At 35.7% G+C, this 22820-nt stretch carries 23 protein-coding genes; 22 read left to right on the top strand and 1 reads right to left on the bottom strand.

Annotated elements, in window-relative coordinates:
- The first annotated feature begins 8 nt into the window (after positions 1 to 8).
- From sufD to NST60_RS17265, 17 genes are all read left to right on the top strand, one after another.
- A complete protein-coding gene (sufD, locus tag NST60_RS17185; RefSeq protein WP_016202439.1) occupies positions 9 to 1316 on the top strand; it encodes a Fe-S cluster assembly protein SufD in 1308 nt (435 codons plus the stop codon).
- The gene (locus tag NST60_RS17190; RefSeq protein ID WP_016202438.1) at positions 1316 to 2545 is read left to right on the top strand and encodes a cysteine desulfurase; all 1230 of its coding nucleotides are present in this window, start codon (positions 1316 to 1318) and stop codon (positions 2543 to 2545) included. Before sufD ends, NST60_RS17190 begins: the two co-directional genes overlap by 1 nt.
- On the top strand, positions 2535 to 2972 hold the full coding sequence (sufU, locus tag NST60_RS17195) for a Fe-S cluster assembly sulfur transfer protein SufU (protein WP_016202437.1): 438 nt from the start codon (positions 2535 to 2537) through the stop codon (positions 2970 to 2972). Before NST60_RS17190 ends, sufU begins: the two co-directional genes overlap by 11 nt.
- A gap of 39 nt (positions 2973 to 3011) precedes the next feature.
- Positions 3012 to 4409, top strand: a complete 1398-nt coding sequence (gene sufB, locus NST60_RS17200; protein ID WP_169189030.1) for a Fe-S cluster assembly protein SufB — start codon at positions 3012 to 3014, stop codon at positions 4407 to 4409.
- A gap of 207 nt (positions 4410 to 4616) precedes the next feature.
- Positions 4617 to 5804 carry an IS200/IS605 family element RNA-guided endonuclease TnpB gene (gene tnpB / locus NST60_RS17205; protein ID WP_341099582.1) on the top strand — a complete coding sequence of 396 codons (1188 nt, stop codon included), beginning with the start codon at positions 4617 to 4619 and terminating at the stop codon, positions 5802 to 5804.
- A gap of 316 nt (positions 5805 to 6120) precedes the next feature.
- Positions 6121 to 6501 (top strand): VOC family protein, encoded by a 381-nt coding sequence (locus NST60_RS17210; protein WP_341099584.1) that lies wholly within the window; start codon positions 6121 to 6123, stop codon positions 6499 to 6501.
- A gap of 34 nt (positions 6502 to 6535) precedes the next feature.
- The gene (locus tag NST60_RS17215; protein WP_212117261.1) at positions 6536 to 7096 is read left to right on the top strand and encodes a sugar O-acetyltransferase; all 561 of its coding nucleotides are present in this window, start codon (positions 6536 to 6538) and stop codon (positions 7094 to 7096) included.
- Positions 7097 to 7119: 23 nt separating this feature from the next.
- On the top strand, positions 7120 to 7914 hold the full coding sequence (locus NST60_RS17220; RefSeq protein WP_328019706.1) for an HAD family hydrolase: 795 nt from the start codon (positions 7120 to 7122) through the stop codon (positions 7912 to 7914).
- 137 nt (positions 7915 to 8051) lie between these two features.
- Positions 8052 to 8810, top strand: coding sequence for an IclR family transcriptional regulator (locus NST60_RS17225; protein WP_341099587.1), 759 nt, complete (start codon positions 8052 to 8054; stop codon positions 8808 to 8810).
- Between the two features lie 268 nt (positions 8811 to 9078).
- A complete protein-coding gene (locus tag NST60_RS17230; RefSeq protein ID WP_169189027.1) occupies positions 9079 to 9726 on the top strand; it encodes a bifunctional 4-hydroxy-2-oxoglutarate aldolase/2-dehydro-3-deoxy-phosphogluconate aldolase in 648 nt (215 codons plus the stop codon).
- A gap of 2 nt (positions 9727 to 9728) precedes the next feature.
- Positions 9729 to 10733: a sugar kinase gene (locus NST60_RS17235; protein WP_016202427.1), complete on the top strand. Its 1005-nt coding sequence runs from the start codon at positions 9729 to 9731 to the stop codon at positions 10731 to 10733.
- A gap of 22 nt (positions 10734 to 10755) precedes the next feature.
- Positions 10756 to 11586: a 5-dehydro-4-deoxy-D-glucuronate isomerase gene (gene kduI / locus NST60_RS17240; RefSeq protein ID WP_016202426.1), complete on the top strand. Its 831-nt coding sequence runs from the start codon at positions 10756 to 10758 to the stop codon at positions 11584 to 11586.
- A gap of 163 nt (positions 11587 to 11749) precedes the next feature.
- Complete coding sequence (locus NST60_RS17245) at positions 11750 to 12553, top strand: gluconate 5-dehydrogenase (protein ID WP_341099588.1); 804 nt, start codon at positions 11750 to 11752, stop codon at positions 12551 to 12553.
- A gap of 566 nt (positions 12554 to 13119) precedes the next feature.
- Positions 13120 to 13965: a DUF72 domain-containing protein gene (locus NST60_RS17250; RefSeq protein ID WP_224427993.1), complete on the top strand. Its 846-nt coding sequence runs from the start codon at positions 13120 to 13122 to the stop codon at positions 13963 to 13965.
- A gap of 68 nt (positions 13966 to 14033) precedes the next feature.
- Positions 14034 to 15392 (top strand): bifunctional metallophosphatase/5'-nucleotidase, encoded by a 1359-nt coding sequence (locus NST60_RS17255; RefSeq protein WP_169189022.1) that lies wholly within the window; start codon positions 14034 to 14036, stop codon positions 15390 to 15392.
- Between the two features lie 95 nt (positions 15393 to 15487).
- Positions 15488 to 15790 (top strand): YunC family protein, encoded by a 303-nt coding sequence (locus NST60_RS17260; RefSeq protein WP_016202422.1) that lies wholly within the window; start codon positions 15488 to 15490, stop codon positions 15788 to 15790.
- Between the two features lie 227 nt (positions 15791 to 16017).
- Positions 16018 to 17112 (top strand): HD-GYP domain-containing protein, encoded by a 1095-nt coding sequence (locus NST60_RS17265; RefSeq protein WP_169189021.1) that lies wholly within the window; start codon positions 16018 to 16020, stop codon positions 17110 to 17112.
- A 72-nt stretch (positions 17113 to 17184) separates the two neighbouring features.
- On the opposite strand, the gene NST60_RS17270 is transcribed toward NST60_RS17265, so the two are convergent.
- Positions 17185 to 18159: a M23 family metallopeptidase gene (locus NST60_RS17270; protein WP_016202420.1), complete on the bottom strand. Its 975-nt coding sequence runs from the start codon at positions 18157 to 18159 to the stop codon at positions 17185 to 17187.
- 258 nt (positions 18160 to 18417) lie between these two features.
- On the opposite strand from NST60_RS17270, the gene lipA reads away from it, so the two are divergent.
- The 5 genes from lipA to NST60_RS17295 all read left to right on the top strand — a co-directional run bounded on the left by lipA (position 18418) and on the right by NST60_RS17295 (position 22773).
- Positions 18418 to 19335, top strand: a complete 918-nt coding sequence (lipA, locus tag NST60_RS17275; protein WP_040343046.1) for a lipoyl synthase — start codon at positions 18418 to 18420, stop codon at positions 19333 to 19335.
- A 337-nt stretch (positions 19336 to 19672) separates the two neighbouring features.
- Positions 19673 to 19945 carry a YutD family protein gene (locus NST60_RS17280; RefSeq protein WP_016202418.1) on the top strand — a complete coding sequence of 91 codons (273 nt, stop codon included), beginning with the start codon at positions 19673 to 19675 and terminating at the stop codon, positions 19943 to 19945.
- Between the two features lie 267 nt (positions 19946 to 20212).
- The gene (locus NST60_RS17285) at positions 20213 to 21508 is read left to right on the top strand and encodes an EAL domain-containing protein (protein ID WP_016202417.1); all 1296 of its coding nucleotides are present in this window, start codon (positions 20213 to 20215) and stop codon (positions 21506 to 21508) included.
- Positions 21509 to 21530: 22 nt separating this feature from the next.
- Entirely contained in the window at positions 21531 to 21968 is a 438-nt protein-coding gene (locus tag NST60_RS17290; protein WP_016202416.1) for a DUF86 domain-containing protein, read from the top strand.
- A 28-nt stretch (positions 21969 to 21996) separates the two neighbouring features.
- Positions 21997 to 22773: a TIGR01457 family HAD-type hydrolase gene (locus NST60_RS17295; protein ID WP_341099596.1), complete on the top strand. Its 777-nt coding sequence runs from the start codon at positions 21997 to 21999 to the stop codon at positions 22771 to 22773.
- Positions 22774 to 22820: the final 47 nt, after the last annotated feature.

Here is a 22820-nt window from a genome sequence, read left to right on the forward strand (position 1 = left end):
ATTGACCAATGACAACGGATATTAAATTACCATTTGACCAAGAGTATCTTTCCTCTTTTTCGAAAGATATGAGTGAACCTTCTTGGCTAACGGAGCTGCGTGTAAATGCTTTACAACAAGCAGATGCCCTCCCAATGCCAAGACCGGACAAAACAAATATTAAAAACTGGAACTTTACACAATTTGAAAAACACATTGTAAGCAGTGAGGATTTTTCTGATGTAAATGATTTGCCAGAACAAGTGAAAGCACTTATTGATTTAGAAAAAAATAAAACACTTTATATTCAAAGAAACAATCGTCCAACTTTCTTAGCTGTTTCTAATGAGTTAAAAGAAAATGGCGTAATTTTTACTGATATATTTACAGCTGCAAGAGAATATAGTGACTTATTGCAAAAATACTTTATGAAAGATGCTGTTAAGGTAGATGAGCATAAATTAACTGCATTACATGCAGCGCTTCTAAATGGCGGAGTATTCTTGTATGTTCCTAAAAATGTAGTAGTGGAAGAACCAATTCAATCTATTTTCTTACATGATGATAAAGAAGCGAACCTTTTTAACCACGTTATTGTAGTGGCAGAAGATAATAGCTCTGTTGTTTATGTAGAAAACTATATATCTACTGTTGATCCTGAAGAAGCAGTGTTCAATATTGTAACGGAAGTAATCGCAAATGCAAATGCAAAAGTTCAATATGGTGCTGTAGATAATTTAGCGCATGGCGTTACTACTTATGTAAATCGTCGAGGTATTGCAGGTCGTGATGCAAAAATTGAATGGGCATTAGGCTTCATGAATGATGGTAATACGATTTCTGATAATACAACTTACTTGATGGGCGATGGATCTTTTGGTGATACAAAATCAGTAGTAGTTGGTCGCGGTGATCAAAAGCAAAATTTCACAACTAAAGTTGTACATTATGGTAAAAGTTCTGAAGGCTATATCTTAAAACACGGTGTAATGAAAGATAAAGCTTCTTCTATCTTTAATGGTATTGGAAAAATTGAACATGGTGCAACGAAAGCTAATGCTGAACAAGAATCTCGTGTTCTTATGTTAAGTGAAAAAGCTAGAGGCGATGCCAACCCAATTCTTTTAATTGACGAAGATGATGTAACTGCAGGTCATGCTGCATCTGTTGGTAGAGTAGATCCTTTACAATTGTATTACTTAATGAGCCGTGGTATTCCACAACATGAAGCAGAAAGATTAGTTATTCACGGATTCTTAGCGCCAGTTGTAGAACAATTGCCAATTGAAGGCGTGAAAAAGCAATTAGTTGAGGTAATTGAAAGGAAAGTAAGATAATGGATAGCAAACATATTCGCTCTTATTTTCCAATTTTAAACCAAGAAGTCAACGGACATCCATTGGTTTATCTTGATAGTGCAGCTACCTCTCAAAAGCCTGTTCAGGTAATTGAAACGATAGAGAAATACTATCGAGAATATAATTCCAATGTTCATCGTGGCGTTCACACCTTAGGAACTAGAGCAACAGATGCATACGAAGGAGCAAGGGAGAAGGTAAGAAAGTTTATCTCTGCTTCTTCTATAGAGGAAATTATCTTCACTCGTGGAACTACAACTGCGCTGAATACAGTTGCTCAAAGTTATGCGATGGAAAATGTGAAAGAGGGAGATGAAATAGTCATCACCCCGATGGAACATCATAGTAATATTATTCCTTGGCAGCAAGTTGCCAAAAAAACGGGAGCAACACTTAAGTATTTGCCCCTTCAAGCAGATGGCACAATTGCCATTGCAGATGTAGAAAAAACAATCACACCAGCTACTAAGGTAGTATCCATTGCTTATGTTTCCAATGTACTCGGAGTTATCAATCCAATAAAGGAAATTGCAGCTATCGCTCATAAGAATGGAGCTGTACTCGTCGTAGATGCAGCACAAGGAGCTCCACATGTGAAAATAGATGTGCAAGATTTGGATTGTGATTTCCTCGGATTCTCAGCCCATAAAATGTGTGGTCCAACCGGAATTGGGGTACTTTATGGAAAGAAACATCTTTTAGAAAATATGGAGCCAATTGAATTTGGCGGGGAAATGATTGATTTTGTCGGTTTATATGAATCTACTTGGAAAGAACTTCCTTGGAAATTTGAAGCTGGTACACCGATCATTGCAGGAGCAATTGGTTTAGGTGCAGCAATCGATTTTCTAGAAGAGATTGGGTTAGAGAATATAACAGAACATGAGCATAAATTAGCAGCCTATGCGATCGAGAAAATGTCTTCTATAAACGGTTTAACTATTTATGGTCCACAAAGTGCAAATAATCGGGCTGGCGTTATCACGTTTAATATTGAAGATGTTCATCCGCATGATGTTGCAACAGTGTTGGATGCAGAAGGAATTGCTGTACGTGCAGGACACCACTGTGCACAACCATTAATGAAATGGCTAAATGTTTCTGCAACCGCTAGAGCAAGTTTTTATCTATATAATTCGGAAGAAGATATTGATAAGCTTGTGGAAGGGATTGGCAAAACAAAGGAGTATTTTAGCGATGTCTTTTAATAACTTAGATTCACTTTATAGAAGTGTTATCATGGATCATTATAAAAATCCTCGGAACAAAGGTGTTCTTGAAGGTAGCTTGACCGTCAATATGAATAATCCAACATGTGGGGACCGCATTCTTCTTACGATGAAAGTAGAAGATGGGATTGTCACGGATACAAAATTCGATGGAGAAGGATGCTCCATTAGCATGTCTTCTGCATCGATGATGACGCAAGCAATTAAAGGAAAAACAGTCGAGCAAGCGTTAAAAATGTCTGAAACATTCTCTGAAATGATTCAAGGGAAAGACTACGCTGAGGATATTGACTTAGGGGATATTGAAGCACTTCAAGGTGTTAGTAAATTCCCTGCAAGAATTAAATGTGCAACATTAGCTTGGAAGGCTATGGAAAAAGGGGTAAACGAAGGATTGAATTCGTAACTTACCACCAAGGTTGCATGTAGAATGGAGGAAAATGAAATGGCAAAAAAGATGCCCGATATTGGGGATTATAAATATGGATTTTCAGATAAAGACGTTTCTATCTTTCGTTCTAAACGTGGATTAACGAAAGAAATCGTTGAAGAGATTTCAAAAATGAAGGCTGAACCACAATGGATGTTAGACTTCCGCTTGAAATCATTAGAGCATTTTTACAAAATGCCAATGCCACAATGGGGTGGAGACCTGTCCGCTTTAAACTTTGATGAAATTACGTATTATGTAAAGCCGTCAGAGAAAACAGAGCGTTCTTGGGATGAGGTACCAGATGAAATTAAACAAACATTTGATAAACTTGGTATTCCAGAGGCTGAACAAAAATACTTAGCAGGTGTATCTGCTCAGTATGAATCCGAAGTTGTTTACCATAATATGCAGGAAGATCTAGAGAAAATGGGAATTGTTTTCAAAGATACGGATTCTGCATTAAGAGAGAATGAAGATATTTTCCGTGAGCATTGGGCAACAGTTATCCCGCCTACGGATAATAAGTTTGCTGCATTAAACTCAGCTGTATGGTCTGGTGGATCTTTCATCTATGTTCCAAAAGGAATTAAAGTAGATACGCCATTACAGGCATATTTCCGCATTAACTCAGAAAATATGGGGCAATTTGAAAGAACGTTAATCATCGTGGATGAGGGTGCAAGTGTTCATTATGTAGAAGGATGTACTGCACCAGTATATACAACGAACTCTCTTCATAGTGCGGTTGTAGAAATCATTATCAAAAAGGACGCATATTGCCGTTATACTACGATTCAAAACTGGGCAAACAACGTATACAACCTAGTTACAAAGCGCGCTGTTTGTGATGCGAATGCTACAATGGAATGGATCGATGGAAATATTGGTTCTAAATTAACGATGAAATATCCTGCTGTAATCTTAAGAGGTGAAGGTGCAAGAGGGATGACTTTATCGATCGCACTTGCTGGTAAAGGTCAACACCAAGATGCGGGAGCAAAAATGCTTCATTTAGCTCCAAACACATCTTCTACGATTGTTTCTAAGTCTATTTCGAAACAAGGCGGAAAAGTAACATACCGTGGTATTGTTCATTTTGGACGTAAAGCAGATGGTGCTCGTTCCAATATCGAATGTGACACATTAATTATGGATAACAAGTCTACATCTGATACAATCCCATACAATGAAATTTTAAATGACAATATTTCATTAGAGCACGAAGCAAAAGTTTCGAAAGTATCAGAAGAGCAGTTATTCTACTTAATGAGTAGAGGTATTTCGGAAGAAGAAGCAACTGAAATGATCGTAATGGGCTTTATCGAGCCATTTACAAAAGAATTACCAATGGAATATGCAGTAGAAATGAACCGTTTGATTAAGTTCGAAATGGAAGGTTCTATTGGTTAATATTTTTAGTGAAGAAGGTGGACTTTTGAAGTTCGCCTTCTTCTTTTTAGTTTTTTTTATCATTTTCCGACAGAAGACTCCCTCTTCCATTGTGGGCAGGATTGTAGCCCAACGATAAGAGGGAGATGAATGTCGGTTGGCAATAGCCAAAACACATCCTCTTATAGTAAAATAAGAACATATATTCTTGTTTAGGGAGTGAGCGCAATGATCGTTAATAAAGCATATAAGTTTCGTATCTATCCCACTAAAAAACAAATGGAACTCATCCATAAAACGATTGGTTGTGTGAGGTTCACATTTAATTTCTTTCTAGGTAAGCAGAAAGAGAAAGACGCTTATTGGTATATTGTTGAAGAAATGGTTCAAAATAGTCAGCTTCCAACGAATAATTGGAAAGGAAAATGGTTGAACAAATATGAAACAATAAAGGCAATTCCAGAATTAAAGCAACACTATTCTTTTCTGAAAGAAGTGGATAGTATTGCTTTGCAGAAATCGGTTGAAAACTTGGCTGATTCTTTTGAACGATACTACAAAAAACAAAATAAGTATCCACGCTTTAAATCGAAGAAGAATTCTGTGCAATCCTACACGACAAAACATACAAACGGAAATATTGCGGTTGAAGGTAAGTATATTAAGCTTCCTAAACTTGGTTTTGTTCGCTTTGCCAAAAGTCGTGAAGTACATGGTCGTATCCTTCATGCTACTGTTAGACGAAATTCTAGTGGCAAATACTTCGTATCCATTCTTGCCGAAACAGAAGTACAGCCATTGAAAAAAGCTGAATCGTCTATCGGTATAGACTTAGGCATCACTGACTTTGCTATTCTTTCTGATGGTCGCAAGATGGACAATAATAAGTTCACATCCAAAATGGAAAAGAAACTAAAACGGGAACAGCGAAAACTTTCAAGACGGGCATTACATGCTAAAAACAAGGCTATTAATCTTTTTGATGCAAAAAACTATCAGAAGCAAAAACGTAAAGTCGCTAGATTGCACGAAAGAGTCATGAATCAGCGTGACGATTTCCTTAACAAATTCAGTACAGAAATCATCAAAAACCACGATATTGTCTGTATCGAAGATTTGAATACGAAAGGAATGTTACGCAATCATAAGTTAGCAAAATCAATCTCTGATGTATCGTGGTCTGCTTTTGTATCGAAATTAGAATACAAAGCCAAATGGTACGGTAAAACAATCGTAAAAATAAGCAGATGGTTTCCGTCTAGTCAAATATGTTCCGATTGTGGACATCAAGATGGCAAGAAATCTCTTGAAATAAGAGATTGGACTTGTCCTGTTTGCCACGAACATCACGATAGAGATATAAATGCCAGCAAAAATATCTTAGCTGAAGGCTTAAGAACTTTAGTTTTGGCTTAAACAAAATATAGAACCATAGGAATCTATGGGGATAGCTTGGTCAATAAGAGAAACCTCTGTTGGCAAAGAAATACGTCAACAAGTACGCTCTGTTCCCAAGAATCTCCCACTTCAATCAGATCGCAAGGTCGATAAGTGGGGGTAGTTCAATGCTGCCCACTCGACAATAGGAATTTTTCCATTTATGATTGCAGGCTTTATTGCCATGATGTTATGGGGTACTGAAAAATTAAATGCTGTATTAAATAAAAAGGATTATAAAAAGGTGAAAAAAAGTAATTCTACAGCCATCTAATTATTTAAGGAGTGAAAAGGGATGAAAATAGAACATATAGCCATTTGGGTACATGATTTAGAGGAAATGAAAAAATTCTATACGACATACTTTGATGGGATTGCAAACTCAAAATATCACAATACAGAAAAGAAATTTGAGTCATATTTTATTTCATACAAAGGGGGAGCTCGCATAGAACTTATGCGCAAATCAGGTATAGATAAGCCGGATGTTAATGGTAGGGTTGGCTTGGCTCATATTGCTTTTTCTGTAGGAAGTAAGGAAGCTGTAAATCAGCTGACTGAACGCTTACAAAAGGATGGGTATCTCCTAGTTAATGGTCCAAGAATTACAGGGGATGGCTACTATGAAAGCGTAATAGAAGATCCAGAAGGAAATCTTTTAGAATTGACTGTGTAAAGAAGGTAAATTAAAGAAAAAGGGGATGAAACGAATGAAATCTGAAAAAGAAAAGATGGTAAATGGAGACCTTTATAACCCTGCAGATCCAGAACTGGTACAGGGAAGAATGAATGCTAGAAAACAAACGAGAATATTTAATGAATCACTCGAAACGGATGAAGGCAAAAGGACAGTATTATTAAAACAATTATTTGGTTCTACTGGAAATAATTTATTCATAGAACCTACTTTTCGTTGCGACTATGGTTATAACATCCATGTAGGAGAAAATTTCTTTGCTAATTTTGATTGCGTATTTTTAGATGTTTGTAAGATTAGAATTGGTGATAATTGCTTCATCGCTCCAGGGGTACATATTTATACAGCTACACACCCATTAAATGCGCAAGAAAGGATAGCGGGAGTCGAATACGGAAAGCCAGTGAATATCGGCGATAATGTCTGGATTGGCGGAAGATCTGTTATCAATCCTGGAGTAAACATAGGAAATAATGTTGTTATCGCTTCCGGTTCTGTTGTAACAAAGGATGTACCAGATAATGTCGTTGTAGGTGGGAATCCAGCAAGAATTCTTAAACGAATCGAAGAATAAATACTAGCTTAGGAGGAATTCCGATGATTAAATTAGTTCTAACAGATATGGATGGAACATTTTTGTCTAATAGCGGTGATTTTAATAGGGAACTGTATAAAGATGTAAAAAAAATAATGAAAGATAAAGGTGTTGCTTTTGCTCCTGTTACTGGCAAACAATGTGAACGCATCGAAGAGCTATTTGGAGAAGATGCAAAGGATATATGGATTTTAGGGGATAGTGCAACTCGAATAAAACATAATGGGAAATTTGTCTATGAATCTCTGTTAAGTAATGAGCTAGGATTAGAAATTATTCGTTTACTAGAGGAAATCAGTCTAAATTATACTATTATTGCTTGTACTAGAAATGGTGCATATATAAAGGATAGCATTGCACCTGAAGAAGCATCAATTGTCAGAAAATCTTATGCGCAAGTAAGCAAAGTATCTGACTTTGAAGAAATAACAGATGATTTTGTGAAAATAACGATTCATGATCCACTACTTAAATGTTTTGAAATAAAAGAAAAACTATCTTCCTTTTTTGAATCTGCTTATATTGTAGCATCTGAAGCAGCATGGATTGATATAGCTAATGCAAATGTTCATAAGGGTACAACGGTCGAGCACTTACAGCGGATATTGAATGTTACACCTGAAGAAACGATGGCATTTGGCGATGGTTATAATGATATTGAACTCATGACGCGTAGTACCTATAGCTTTGCTGTGCGGAATGCAGTGGAAGAATTAAAAGATGCAGCAAATTTTATTACCCGTACGAATGAAGAGGATGCTGTAATGAAAACAATTATTCGAATGTTGACCTTATGATAAAAATATTTTCAATATGTCCTTGTAGATACAGTTATTTCTTCACGAAAATTTTTCTGTCTTACATTTTGGTTAAGAGGACTTTTATTTTACCCACTTTTCGTATATAATTTCTTTATTGGAAAAGAGGGTGTATAATGGAGAAAACGAAACCGTATGGAACTGTCCTATTAAGAGCTGCAAAAATTATGGATCATCTTTCAGAAAATCCAAATCAGTCTTTGCAAAACATTGCCCAAAATACAGAGATGACCACTTCTACTACATTGAAAATATTGGATACTTTATTGTTAATTGGCTTTGTTAGCAGGGATAAAAATAAAAATTATCGATTAGGATCGAAGCTTATTCGATATGCCAATCAAGGTGTAGACCAACTGGACTTAGTAGAGCTAACATTGCCGTATTTAGAAAAACTGCAAAAGATGATTGATGAAACAATCCACCTAGGTGTTCTCGTAGACAATGAAATTTTATATGTTAATAAGTTAGAGGCTAAACATCAGACAATAAGAATGTCATCAAGAGTAGGGATAACAAGACCTTTGTATAGTTCCGCAATGGGAAAAGCAGTTCTTGCAGAATTAGAAGAAGAGGTATACTTAAATTATATAAAGGCAACCACATTAGTTCCGTATACAGAACATACAATAACTAACTCTTTAAAATTAGCTTCTGAATTACAGAAAGTTAGAGAAACTGGCATTGCCTTTGATGATGAAGAAATGGAGAAAGATATTTTCTGTATTGGAGCTTCTTTAAAAAAAGATGGGAAAATCATCGGAGCATTTAGTGTAAGTATGCCAAAATATAGGCTCACAGAAGATTTTAAAAATCAAATAATTAAGGCTATCGTCGAGACAAAAAATGAGTTAACGCAAGCTGTGACTCACTAAATCGTTTCGACGATTTTTTTTATCCCGCTCTTAACGGACAGTAAGACTCCCCTCTCAAGCATATGAGAATACGAGGAAGATAAGTGGGAGATCAAAGGTCCGATTGGTTCAACTAACCATCAGAGGGGGAGGAAGGATAACTCCCACTAACGGAAGTTTCACTTTATTTGAGGAATAGCGTTTACATTTTTCAAAAAAGTATGTATAATCAAGTTGTATATTTCTTAATAATAAATTTGTATTTCTAAATAAGAAAAGAGTGGTGGAAATGAAACGAGTTGAAACGTTACAACGTTTAAAGAGTGCTGGAGTTATCGCGGTAGTTCGCGGTAATAGTAAGGAAGAAGCAGTGAAAGCAAGTAGTGCAGTCGTCAAGGGAGGCATGAAGGGAATCGAATTAACTTTTACCGTTCCCAATGCGGATAAAGCGATTAGTGAATTAGTGGAAATGTATAAGCATGATTCGGATATTGTAATTGGTGCAGGTACTGTTTTAGATGCAGTAACGGCTCGTCTAGCAATTATGGCTGGAGCAGAATACATTGTTAGCCCGAATTTTGATAAAGAAACGGCCGAACTATGTAATCTTTATCAAATACCCTATCTTCCTGGATGTTTAACGATTACGGAGATGAAAGAGGCATTAAAGGCTGGAGTAGATATTATTAAGCTATTCCCTGGTAGTGCTTATGGACCGAGTATCGTTTCCGCTTTCAAAGCGCCGATGCCTCAATTAAATATTATGCCAACTGGCGGGGTAAGCTTGGAAAATATGGAGAACTGGTTCAATGCTGGGGTAGTTGCTGTAGGGGTTGGAGGAAATCTATTAGCACCCGTAGCAAATGGAGACTTTGATAAAGTTACAGAGGTTGCTGGTCAGTATATGGAAAAATTTCATCAAATTAAAGGAGCATAAATATGGGGAAGGTTGTCACATTAGGTGAAATCATGCTTCGTCTTTCGACTGATTCTGGAATTCGCATTGCACAGGCCGAAAATCTACATGCTCACTATGGCGGGGGAGAAGCAAATGTAGCAATTTCACTTGCTAATTTTGGCCACGATGTCTATTTTGCAAGCAAAATTCCAGACAATGGTGTAGGAGAAGGAGTAAAAAAGCATTTAAGTCGTTATGGCGTTCATACCGATTTCCTCTTAAGCGGGGGATCTAGATTAGGAACTTATTATATGGAAGCGGGAATTGGTGAAAGAGCAGCGAATGTCATTTATGATCGAGCAGGTTCGAGTTTTGCGGAAATAGCTGAAAGTGAATGGCAAAAGGAAGAACTATTTAAAAATGTCGATATCTTTCATATTTCAGGTATTACTCCTGCTTTATCCTCGAATTGGAAAAAAACAACTATTACGCTCATAAAAGCGGCAAAAGAGGCTGGCTGTAAAATCAGCTTTGATATTAACTATCGAGGTAAATTATGGTCGCAAAAAGAAGCAGGAGAGACAATTACAGAAATTTTGCCGCTGGTAGACTACTGTTCAGCGGGTAAGCTTGATGCTATCTATCTGTTAGGAATTCCTGAATACACTGGCGATGATAATGAATTAGTATACTACTATCAAGAAATACAGAAGAAGTTTCCAAATATCGCTATTTTATATTCTACGAAAAGAAAAGTACTTTCAGCTAGTAGCAATGAATTAATAGGAACATTATGGATGAATGACAGCTACTATGAATCTCAAAAACATCTAATTAATCCCATTGTTGATAGAGTAGGAGGAGGGGATGCTTTTGCGGGAGGCATTCTTCATGGAATATTAGTTCAAAACACTCCTCAGGAGATTATTAATTTTGCTTCAGCTGCATCTGCTTTAAAACATACTATTTATGGTGATTGTAATCAATTTAGTGAACCAGAGGTCAAGAGCTTTTTATTAGCTGGCTCTGGAAAAATAAATCGATAGGAGTGACTTAAAAATGCAAAATATGGAAACTCGTTATACACATAGCCCAGAGGATATTCGTCATTACTCTACAGAACAATTACGAAAAGAGTTTTTAGTAGAAAAAGTGTTTATACCTGGAGAAATTAGTTTGACTTATACACATAATGACCGCATGATTTTCGGTGGAGTTACGCCAACGGAAATGTCATTGGAAATTAGTTTAGATAAACAATTAGGTGTAGATTATTTCTTGGAACGTCGCGAGCTTGGAGTCATTAATATTGGAGGCCCTGGTTATATCGAAATCGATGGAGAAAAAGAAGAAATGAAAAAGCAAGATGGTTATTATATTGGCAAAGAAACACGTCATGTAGTCTTTTCTTCTGAAGATCCAAAAAATCCAGCTAAATTTTACATTAGTTCTGTGCCAGCCCACCACAAATATCCAAATGTGAAAATTAGTATTGATAACATTAAACCGATGGAAACCGGTGAACCGTTAACATTAAATCAACGAAAAATATATCAATACATACATCCAAATGTATGTGAAAGTTGCCAATTGCAAATGGGTTATACCATTTTAGAACCTGGTAGTGCATGGAATACAATGCCTTCTCATACACATGAAAGACGTATGGAAGCATATGTCTATTTTGATATGGAAGAGGATACGCGTATTTTCCACATGATGGGCAAGCCAGATGAAACAAAGCATCTAGTTATGAGTAGTGAGCAAGCAGCTATTTCGCCAAGCTGGTCTATTCATTCCGGAGTTGGTACAAGTAATTATTCCTTTATATGGGCAATGTGCGGGGAGAATATCACCTATACGGATATGGATATGATTCCGATGGATAAATTGAAATAAAGTGAAACTTCCATCAATGGGGGGGCCTTCATCCCCCACTGATGGTTAGTTGAACCAATCGGGCCTTTACGGACAGTTGATCTCCCTAGCTTCCTCTTATTCTCATAAGCTTGAGGGGGGAGTCTTACTGTCCGTTAAGAGTGGGATAAAAGGAGAGAGAAAAATGACATTTGGAATGGATAAATTCCGCATAGACGGAAAAGTTGCATTAGTAACAGGAGCAGTTTACGGAATTGGTTTTGAAATTGCAAGCGCCCTATCAAAAGCGGGAGCAAAAATTGTATTTAATTCTTTAAATCAAGAATCTGTAGAGCAAGCTCTTCGAAGTTATGAAGAAGCTGGAATAGAAGCGAAAGGCTATGTTTTTGATGTAACAGACGAAGAAGCGGTGCAAGCAGCGATTGTGCAAATCAAAGAAGAGGTTGGTCCCATTGATATTTTAGTAAACAATGCTGGGATCATCAAGCGTATTCCAATGGTAGAAATGTCAGCAGAAGACTTCCGTCAAGTAGTGGATGTAGACCTGAATGGACCGTTTATCGTTTCAAAAGCAGTTATTCCCGACATGATTCAAAATGGTGGCGGTAAAATCATTAACATTTGCTCCATGATGAGTGAGCTTGGTCGTGAAACGGTAAGTGCCTATGCTGCCGCAAAAGGAGGACTAAAAATGCTCACAAAGAATATTGCTTCTGAATATGGAGAATACAATATTCAAAGTAATGGAATTGGACCTGGTTATATTGCGACACCACAAACAGCGCCATTACGCGAAAAGCAAGCAGATGGATCCCGTCATCCATTTGATCAGTTTATTATAGGAAAAACACCTGCTGCTCGTTGGGGAAATCCTGAGGACCTAGCTGGGGCAGCTGTATTTTTAGCATCCGAAGCATCAAACTTTGTTAATGGGCATATTCTCTATGTTGATGGGGGAATATTGGCTTATATTGGTAAACAGCCTTAAATGATAAAAGAGATAAAATAATATTACTCTAACATTTGTTTAATCAATTAAATTTATAAAACGCAGTAATCAATAATCTTGCTGATTTTGTGGCATATATAATAGATAAAACAAATTTGTCTCCAAATAATCTATATAAGCATCCCGTGTTTCATCCTCTGACGTTAACACGAGCTCAATCTGTTAATTTCTTGTGTTCTTAATTGTATAAAAAAACTTCCATCAGTGGGGGATGAGCCCCCGATTGATGGAAGTTTTTTTATCCCACTCTTAACGGACAGTAAGACTCCCCCTCAATCTGATGATAATTAAGATGTGTAAGTATATTGAAACTAGATAAAAAAATATCCCAACTTCTTTTGTACTAATTCATTTATCAAAAAAGGCGTACAACAGGTATAGAGCAATGCAGTTATGTCCATTTGCTTTTTATTAGTTATTTAAGGTAATTATGATATGATATTTAGTATGGAAGATTAAATAATATTGTTTTGATTTTAAACGTAATTATGTCTAATCCATATAAATCCCACCTAGAGAAAGACATTGTTATAGAGGTGATTTAATTGATTCATATTGGTTTAACAGGTTGGGGAGACCATACTAGTCTTTATGGAAAAAATATTTCATCACAAAATAAGTTATTCGAATATGCCGGTTATTTTCCTACTGTAGAAGTGGATGCTTCTTTTTATGCGGTGCAATCAGTGCATAATGCAGAAACTTGGGTAAGGAAAACACCTGATTCTTTTCAGTTTATTGTAAAGGCATATCAAGGAATGACGGGACATAATCGCGAAGATACTCCGTACTCCTCGAATGAAGAAATGTTTTCTGCATTTATCGATTCCTTAGTACCGTATAGAAAAGCAGGGAAACTAGCAATGGTCTTGTTTCAATTTCCACCTTGGTTTGATTGTACAAAGGGAAATGTCCAGTATTTAAGAGCATGTAGGAAAAAGATGGGAGATATTCCTCGTGCTCTTGAATTTCGACATCAGTCTTGGTTTGAGCCTAAGTATCGAGAAGGAACGCTTCGGTTTATGAAGGAAGAAAATTGGATTCATAGTATTTGTGATGAACCGCAAGTAAAGCCAGGTTCTGTTCCTACTGTACTGGAAGTTGGCGGTGAAGAAAAAGTACTGATTCGTCTTCATGGTAGAAATCATTATGGATGGCAGCAAAACAATAATCCAAACTGGCGAGAAGTTCGTTATTTATACCGATATAATACTGTTGAATTAAAAGAGTGGGCAGAAAATATTCGCCAGCTTGAAAAGATATGTAGGGATATTTATGTTGTTTTTAATAATAACTCTGGTGGAGATGCTGCCGACAATGGGAAAGAGCTTATTAAATTGCTAAATATAGAATATACGAATTTAGCTCCAAGACAATTAGATTTATTTTAAATGGGAGAAAAGGCAAAAGGAATCATCTCCAACAAATAGAGAAAATACAAAATAAGGAAGGCGAGAAGATGGAAGTCATCCACATATATCATACCAATGATTTACATAGCCATTTTGAAAATTGGCCAAGAATATATGAATTGCTGCGTGAAAGAAAAAAATGGCATAAAGAGGCTGGCGAAGCTGTTTATTTATTTGATATAGGTGACCATTTGGATTTGTCTCATCCTTATACTGAAGCGACGAAAGGCAGAATTAATACGAAGCTTTTAAATAAAGAACAATATGACGCTGTGACAATAGGAAATAATGAAGGAATTACCCTCTCCTATGAGGCATTAGATCATTTATATGATGATGCTTTATTTGATGTAATTGTTGCTAACCTTTATATGAGTGATGGGAAACGACCAGCTTGGGCGATTCCTCATCAAATATACGAGACGGACCAAGGGACAAAAATAGGCGTGATTGGAATTACTGCCTATTTCGAGCGGTTATATGAGCTCTTAGGCTGGAAATTGACTGAGCCAATTCAAGAACTTTCTCAACAAGTAGAAGCGCTTAGAGGACATGTTGATATCATAGTATTGCTATCCCATTTAGGAATAAACGATGATGAAGTTATTGCAACAAATTATCCAGAAATTGATGTGATTTTAGGTGCACATACGCATCATATTTTTCACCAAGGGAAATTAATCAATAATAATCTTCAAGGTGCTGCTGGTAAGTACGGCTATTATATTGGTCATATTGAATTAAAGGTCGATGACTCAAAAAATATAATCGATAAAAAAGCGATATTATATGATACAAGCAAATTACCAATTGCGCATGAAGAGAAAGCTATTATAGAAAATTATTATTTACAAGGAAAGCAAGCATTAGCTGAAAAAGCAGTCACAACAGATGCGCATATTTCTCGAGAAGTCCTAGCAAAAATGCTCTGTGAGAAATTAGTTTCTTGGTGTCATTCAGATTGCGCCATTATTAATGAAGGGTTAATACTAAATGGATTGGATGAAGGAGATGTCACTTACTTTGATTTATTATCGATTTGTCCACATCCAATTAATCCGTGCAATGTTACTTTAACAGGAGCTGAATTAAAAGAAATTTTGCTCGATATGAAAGCAGCAAAATGGGAGACATTGCCTGTAAAGGGTCTTGGATTCCGTGGAACATTAATGGGCAGAATGATATCAGCAGGAATTACACGCGAGATAATTGGAGAAAGAGAAAAATTTTATATACATTCCAAAGAAATACAGGCTGATCAGGAATACATCGTTACAGTTCCTGATATGCTTACGTTCGGTAATTTTTTCCCATCTATTTATCGTGCAACAAAGAAAGATTATTTTCTTCCAGAATTTATGCGGAATATTCTTGCTGATACGTTACGCGATAAGGTAAAAGCTTAAAATTTTTCTTGAGACATAATAATCACTGAATCAATTTCTTCTCTCTTGAATATAATTACCATGAAGGTAAAGAGAGGAGTTGAGCACGAAGTATTATGATTGATGTGTATCCTGTTGATATCAAGGGACATACCTTTATTGCGGTCTCAGTACTATTGCCTAAAACTACTTTACTTGCTGTGAAAAATGATAAAGGTTATATCATGTGCGGAGCGCTAGATGTAGGATTATTAAATGATAAGCTGAAAGACCGAAAAATAATTGCTGGCAGAGCTGTTGGTGTTAGAACGATTGAACAATTGCTGGAGGCACCTTTAGAATCAGTGACAATAGAAGCCGAAGCGTATGGAATCCATAAAGGTATGATTGGAAAAGATGCATTGTTACAAATGGTTTAAATAAAAGCTGTAAAGAAGGTTTAACGAATGGAGGATATTTATCTTTTCGTTAAGCCTTCTTTTTTTATTGCAACAAACTTTATGAAAATAGTCTTTTCTAAAGAAAGAAGCACACTACGATTTAACTACTTAACATTATTTTTAATTTTCTTTCTATAGGTATAAAGAAACAGGAGAGAAAGTACGGTATAATAGTTTGTATACAAATTATTAGGAGCCAATAAAGCATGAGATTAGTTGGGACAAAGAATATAAAAGAGGGTGCAATCTTAGCTAAGCCCATATTAAATAATCATGGAAAAGTGTTAGTAAATAGTGGAGTCCGATTAGAGCAAAGAATTATAAAAAGGTTGCTTGATTTTGGTGTCAGCTATGTTTATTTAGAAGATAAGCACACACAGGATATTAAAGTAAAGGATATTATTTCAGAGCAGGTTAAGATAGAAGCGATGCAAACCATTGAAAAAAGTTTCGATATGATAAAAAGTGCTGATTCTACAAATATTTCAATGGTAATGGAGAAGAACACTCCTGCTTTTAAGAAACTAGTTGGAAAAGTATTGTCAGAATTAAAAAATTATGAAGGTCTTTCATCCATTATGTCTGATGTATATCTTTATGATAATTATATTTTTTCACACAGTTTAAATGTAACTATTTATACATTGGCATTAGGGTTAGAGTTAAAACTTTCACCTAAACAGATGGAAATTCTAGGGTTAGGTGCTATTTTGCATGATATTGGCAAAACAACCATTCCTTTAGAAATTCTTACGAAGCCTGGAAAACTAACAGCAGAAGAATTTGAGATAATAAAGAACCATGCAGAAGCAGGCTTTGAGATTTTAAGAAAAGTGGAGTCCTTGCCACTATTAGTTGCCCATTGTGCTTACCAGCATCATGAACGCTTAAATGGTTCTGGTTATCCAAGAGGTTTGGGAGAAGAGGATATACATTTATTTGGAAAAATCATTGCTGTAGCAGATGTTTTTGATGCGATCACTTCTAATCGCGTTTATCATGATGCCTTATTGCCCCATGAAGCGCTAGAAATTTTATATACAGGGTCTAATCGTTTATATGATGCAACAATTGTCGAGGCTTTTAGAAGATCTATTGTTCTTTATCCTAATGGTTTAAGTGTAAAGTTATCTAATGGAGACAAAGGCATTGTTTGCAAACAAAATAAAGGAATGAATGAAAGGCCAATTATACGAATTGTCGAGAGCCAAGGAAGAGAAATTCCTCCATTTGACTTAGATTTAAAAGAACATCTTTCTATTGTGATAACGGAATGCGATACCATTCAACATCCTTTCTAAAAGTTAATAAGGAGATGAGAATGAAATAACTTCATTCTTATCTCCAAGGAAGTAAAGAGTAGTCATTATTTTTTATTTTTTTGCTTTTATCTGTTCTTGTTTTTCCCATAATCGTAAGTGGGCATATGGATCAAAAGACCATTCTGTATACCCATTATCTTTATAAATCCCATAATGTAGGTGAGGTGGGAATTTCCCAGAAGTACCTGGTGGTCCATATCCCGAACTTCCAACTCCACCTATAATCATACCGGGCTCAACAATCATTCCTGCCTTAATCTCTTTCGAGAATCCACTTAAATGGGCAAAATAATGATAGTTATTATTAATGTCCCGTATTCCTATTCGCCATCCACCATAATTATTCCATCCTTTCATTTCTACAATTCCATAAGAAGTCGCTTTTACAGGGACTCCATAGTCTGCAAAAATGTCTGTTCCTTCATGGATTCGCTTTCCTCCCCATCCTCGAGCATCACCCCAAGTACTGCGATAGCTGTGATTACTTCTTAGAGGAAGAGGGAAGGCATGAGCATCTAAATTTAGCCTACCAAAATTCTTGTATATGGCAGCTTTACCCATTATGATACTTACTGTTTTATCTCTTTTATAGTAATTCCATAAACCAATTTTGAAGTTTTCCTCATCAATTCCGTATTGGCTTATATAATTAGAGAACGCGATAAGGATATCTTCATCATTAAATCTATCTGCTTTTCCATCCCCATCTCCATCCGCTCCAAGCCCTCCAAATAATGGGATGGTTAAAGGGTTCGTGTCCTCTGAATTTGGATTGATAATACCGGCCCACTTTTCTTTCGTAAAATATATCCCAGTCCATCCTTTTGCTTTAGGGATATCTTTTCTTGAGATGCGTATATTTCGTTCATATTGATCGACAGCAGCTATATAATACCAAGGAATTTGATATAATGTTTCTACTTTTTTGTAGAGTTCCATCCTTTTGGTATAAGGATCATCTGTATTTTCATTCGCATATGTGACAGTGTTAGATAGTAAAAACATAAGTATAATGATTAAAAACATTAATCTGTGCAAAGATTAGTCCCTCCCTTCATATTCTGTCGTTATATTTTGTGAGTTATAGCGAAAAAAATAATTATCAATTAATGGTAATCTTTAAAAGGAATAACTTGTAGAGGCATTTCCATTATGTTAAAGTGACAAATGAAAGCGAGGCAATCTTTTTATTGTGTATAACATACAAAGTTTTGTGATTTGAGACTGTTATACAATACTGTTTTTAGGTAAAAATGATGAAAATTATTTTACTAGGAGATGAATATGGTGTCAGAGAGAAAACAAGAATATTTACGCAAACCTGAATGGCTGAAAATTAAATTAAATACGAATGAAAACTATACAGGTTTGAAAAAAATGATGAAGGAAAAGCAGCTACATACGGTTTGTGAAGAAGCGAAATGTCCAAATATTCATGAATGTTGGGCTGTAAGAAGAACAGCTACTTTTATGATTTTAGGAGATATTTGTACAAGAGCTTGTCGTTTTTGTGCGGTAAAAACAGGCTTGCCAACAGAACTAGACTGGCAGGAGCCAGAAAGAGTGGCTGATTCTGTTTATACAATGAATTTAAAGCATGTTGTTATTACTGCTGTTGCCAGAGATGATTTAAAAGACGGCGGAGCAGCTGTTTTTGCAGAAACGGTTCGTGCCATTCGTAGAAAAAATCCATTCACTAGCATTGAAGTATTACCTTCTGATATGGGAGGCGTAGAAGAAAACCTACGATTATTAATGGATGCTAAGCCTGATATCTTGAACCATAATATTGAGACAGTAGAAAGATTGACCCCTAGAGTACGTGCAAGAGCAAAATACCAACGTTCCCTTGAGTTTTTACGTAGAGCAAAAGAAATGCAGCCTAATATTCCGACTAAATCTAGTATTATGATTGGGTTAGGGGAAACGAAAGAAGAAATTATTGCAACAATGGATGATCTACGAGCAAATAATGTAGATATTATGACAATTGGTCAATACTTACAGCCAACTGCAAAACATTTAAAAGTTCAAAAATATTATCATCCAGATGAATTTAAAGAATTGAAAGAAATTGCATTAAGTAAAGGATTCAGCCATTGTGAAGCTGGACCATTAGTACGTTCTTCTTACCATGCAGATGAGCAAGTAAACGAGGCAAAAAAGAATCAGCAAATGGCTGAACATGCAAAAGAAGCATAAAACATTGAGATCCCTTACAGAGGGATCTTTATTTTTAACTCCTATTGATTCCTTCCTATTCTTACGTTAAGAAAATTTCCCATTTATTAATAAATATTTAATCGTATAAAATAAAAATTCTGTATTTTATAGGAAGATTTTATTGTTAGTGCTATGTAAATATCATTCCTAGGGTTATAATGATAGTGGACGAATGTTATGATTTGACTATTTCTCCCAATAAATACTGTCCGTAAAGGTCCGAATGGTTCGACTAATTAGTGGGGGATGAAGGAAAACTCCGACTGATGGAAGTTTCACTTTATATGAAATATATACAGGTTTTGAGGTGATACGATTGGTTTGCATTAATAACCATTGTTATGAACTGATTGAAGAAAGAAAATCAGGTTTTAATGAAGAAGCATTTAAAAATAGATTTAGTGATATATTGACGAAATACGATTATATTGTTGGAGATTGGGGTTATGGACAATTAAGATTACGTGGCTTTTTTGATGACCATAATCAAAAATCAAGCTTTGATACGAAAATTAGTACATTAACAGAATATTTGTATGAATATTGTAATTTTGGATGTGCTTATTTTGTCGTGAAAAAAACAAAATAATAATACGGTAATCCTTCGTTTTGATCTTGAAGAAGGAGCTTCCATTCTGTAAGAAAACAAGAAATGGCTCTGTTTAGCAGGGGAAGGACTTTCTCCCTAAACAAAGCCATGCATGTTTTTCTTTTTACATTTAAAAATTCCTAATGTGACTTTTTGCTTCTAAATTAAATGTTAGCTTTGTAAGGGTAGAAGTAAAGGGAAGTCCATCTATAGAGAAATAATTGCTTTAGTGACAGAAAAAGTTGGCTTTTTGAGAGGAATGGAGCTATGAAATATCAAGAGACTGTATATGCTAGGTTATTGAATTGGGGGAAATTATTCCTTCCAGCAAAATGTATAAAGTATTTTCCCCCATCATTTGTTCTACGAGACCCGATCATTCATCAAGTAGAAAAAGCGATGAATAATGGATATGAAGTAGCCGTTATTGTGATGGATATAACGAATTTACATAGGATAAAGCAACAGTTAGAGACAGAGGATTTTTTTCATTATATCCGAGTGCTAAAAAAATCGTTTCGTACAACGATACAATCAACTGTTTCTAATGAAATCATTGCTATTCATGATTATAATCCGAACGGATTGACCATGTTTATTAGATGGGAGCAAGGAACTGAGTGTTTGGCCATGCTAGATGGCTTAGTAAAAAAAATTATACATAATGTTGAAAGTGGCTTGCGTGCCTCGGGAAGTATTCACCCAGTATTTAATACAGGGTACATGTTTATTGAGAAAAAATATACCTATCTTTCTGAAGCCATTCAAACCGCTCATGAATTTGCGCTTGCCATGGCTCATAAAAGATCAGATACAGAATTCAATAAATTAGTCTATACATTAAGCGATATTGTAGCCAATAAAAGCATCCACTTATTGGCCCAACCTATTATGGATGTAGAAACAAATAAAATTCATGCCTGTGAAATGCTGACGAGGGGACCTAAAGGAACTTCATTAGAAAATCCTCTTCAACTCTTTTCCTTAGCAAGGCAAACGAAGTTTTTGTACGAGCTTGAAATGATTGTTCTCGAAAAAGCTTTTGAACAAATTCAGCAAACAAAATGGCGGCATAATATCTTTATTAACTTCACACCGGTTACAATAGGGAATCCTCGGTTTATTAAAGATATTAAAGCAGTTATTCGTCGATTTAAAGGGATTTCTCCCCAAAAAATTACGATTGAAATTACAGAAAGAGATTCTTTTGAAGGGTTAGAGCATTTTACTAATAATCTCAAAGTATTAAGAATGCTTGGTTTTTTAATCGCAGTTGATGATACAGGGGCAGGGTATGCAAGTTTAAATTCAATTAGTGAAATTATGCCAGATATTATCAAAATCGACCGCTCTGTTATTCAAAATATTGATAAAAATTCAGTAAAAGAATCGATGTTAAAAGGACTGCTTCTTATAGCAAAAGAAGTTGGATCTGTTGTGGTTGCAGAAGGAATCGAAAGTGCAGAGGAAGCCTCTATTTTATCGAAGAATAAAGTCGACTTAGCTCAAGGATATTTCTATGCCAAGCCTACTAGTTTAAGCAATCATTTACAAATCTCATAAGGCACGAAAGGAGTAATGGAATATGTATTTTGTGGACCGAGAAAAAATAGAAGAACAGTTAACCTATTACCATGAGCTTATCAGTCAGTTTGAAAAACAAGATACTTGGAGTACATTTCTGGAAAAGGTGGCACTTGAGAGGATTACCCATATGATGATTGAAGTCATTTTGGACGTGGGAAATAGTATGATTGATGGTTTTATTATGAGAGATCCCGGAAGTTATGATGACATTGTAGATATACTTATCGATGAAAAAGTTATTACACAGGAAATAGGGGAAGATATTAAGGGACTAATTCTTTGGAGAAAACAGCTTGTTCATCAGTATACGAATATTGATCATACGGGACTAGTTTCTGCATTTGAAGCGAAGATGCTTTCCATAAAAGCATTTCCCCCATCTGTAAGTAACTATTTAACGCATGAACTAGGGCCTGTTTCTGCATTTAAAAATTAATATCTAGCAGTGAAAGGATTTTTTATCAATGAAAGCATATAGAGGATATTTAATTGATTTAGATGGTACTATGTATAGAGGAACAGAGGTTATTGCGGAGGCAGCTGAATTTGTCAAACAATTAATTGCGGCGCAAATTCCCTATTTATATGTAACGAACAATTCAACGAAAACACCAGAACAGGTAGCGCAAAAGCTGAGAGAATTTCAGATACCAGCAAAAGCGAATGAAGTATTTACTTCCGCCATGGCATCCGCTAATTATATTGCTGAAAAATCCCCAGGAGCAAGAGTATTTATGATTGGGGAAGAAGGCCTTCAACAAGCATTAGTGGATAAGGACTTGAAGCTAGTGGAAGATTCAGAAGATGTTGATTATGTGGTTGCTGGGCTTGATCAGCAGATTACCTATGAAAAATTAACAGTAGCATGCTTGGCTGTTCGAAATGGAGCAAAGTTTGTGATTACAAATGGTGATACAGCGTTGCCAAGTGAACGGGGTTTATTGCCAGGAAATGGGGCTTTAACTTCTGTCATTTCTGTAAGTACACAACAACAACCAGTCGTTGTTGGAAAACCAGAATCTATTATCATTAACCAAGCAATAAAATTATTGAACTTACCTAAAGAGGATGTTTTAATGGTAGGAGATAATTATCAAACCGATATTATGGCAGGTATCAATGCAAATATGGATACTCTTCTTGTCCATACAGGTGTTACAACGAAAGCGCAATTAAGTAGTTATTCCGTCCAGCCGGCTTATACAGTAGATAGTTTAAGTGAGTGGGTCATAAAAAAATAATGACAATAATAAAAAGAGGACGTTTCAATACCATACAGGGTTTGAAA

Origin of the sequence: Niallia sp. FSL W8-1348 (assembly GCF_038006745.1) — a bacterium.
Lineage (GTDB): Bacteria > Bacillota > Bacilli > Bacillales > Cytobacillaceae > Niallia > Niallia alba.

Bases quoted from the DNA above. Each gene is read 5' to 3' on its own strand.
- NST60_RS17285 (WP_016202417.1), top strand. From the start codon at position 20,213: ATGAAATATCAAGAGACTGTATATGCTAGGTTATTGAATTGGGGGAAA.
- NST60_RS17230 (WP_169189027.1), top strand. From the start codon at position 9,079: ATGAAACGAGTTGAAACGTTACAACGTTTAAAGAGTGCTGGAGTTATC.
- NST60_RS17290 (WP_016202416.1), top strand. From the start codon at position 21,531: ATGTATTTTGTGGACCGAGAAAAAATAGAAGAACAGTTAACCTATTAC.
- NST60_RS17270 (WP_016202420.1), bottom strand. From the start codon at position 18,159: ATGTTTTTAATCATTATACTTATGTTTTTACTATCTAACACTGTCACA.
- NST60_RS17225 (WP_341099587.1), top strand. From the start codon at position 8,052: ATGGAGAAAACGAAACCGTATGGAACTGTCCTATTAAGAGCTGCAAAA.
- sufD (WP_016202439.1), top strand. From the start codon at position 9: ATGACAACGGATATTAAATTACCATTTGACCAAGAGTATCTTTCCTCT.
- NST60_RS17210 (WP_341099584.1), top strand. From the start codon at position 6,121: ATGAAAATAGAACATATAGCCATTTGGGTACATGATTTAGAGGAAATG.
- kduI (WP_016202426.1), top strand. From the start codon at position 10,756: ATGGAAACTCGTTATACACATAGCCCAGAGGATATTCGTCATTACTCT.
- NST60_RS17295 (WP_341099596.1), top strand. From the start codon at position 21,997: ATGAAAGCATATAGAGGATATTTAATTGATTTAGATGGTACTATGTAT.
- NST60_RS17215 (WP_212117261.1), top strand. From the start codon at position 6,536: ATGAAATCTGAAAAAGAAAAGATGGTAAATGGAGACCTTTATAACCCT.
- NST60_RS17260 (WP_016202422.1), top strand. From the start codon at position 15,488: ATGATTGATGTGTATCCTGTTGATATCAAGGGACATACCTTTATTGCG.
- sufB (WP_169189030.1), top strand. From the start codon at position 3,012: ATGGCAAAAAAGATGCCCGATATTGGGGATTATAAATATGGATTTTCA.
- NST60_RS17265 (WP_169189021.1), top strand. From the start codon at position 16,018: ATGAGATTAGTTGGGACAAAGAATATAAAAGAGGGTGCAATCTTAGCT.
- NST60_RS17245 (WP_341099588.1), top strand. From the start codon at position 11,750: ATGACATTTGGAATGGATAAATTCCGCATAGACGGAAAAGTTGCATTA.
- NST60_RS17255 (WP_169189022.1), top strand. From the start codon at position 14,034: ATGGAAGTCATCCACATATATCATACCAATGATTTACATAGCCATTTT.
- NST60_RS17220 (WP_328019706.1), top strand. From the start codon at position 7,120: ATGATTAAATTAGTTCTAACAGATATGGATGGAACATTTTTGTCTAAT.
- NST60_RS17190 (WP_016202438.1), top strand. From the start codon at position 1,316: ATGGATAGCAAACATATTCGCTCTTATTTTCCAATTTTAAACCAAGAA.
- sufU (WP_016202437.1), top strand. From the start codon at position 2,535: ATGTCTTTTAATAACTTAGATTCACTTTATAGAAGTGTTATCATGGAT.
- tnpB (WP_341099582.1), top strand. From the start codon at position 4,617: ATGATCGTTAATAAAGCATATAAGTTTCGTATCTATCCCACTAAAAAA.
- NST60_RS17235 (WP_016202427.1), top strand. From the start codon at position 9,729: ATGGGGAAGGTTGTCACATTAGGTGAAATCATGCTTCGTCTTTCGACT.
- lipA (WP_040343046.1), top strand. From the start codon at position 18,418: ATGGTGTCAGAGAGAAAACAAGAATATTTACGCAAACCTGAATGGCTG.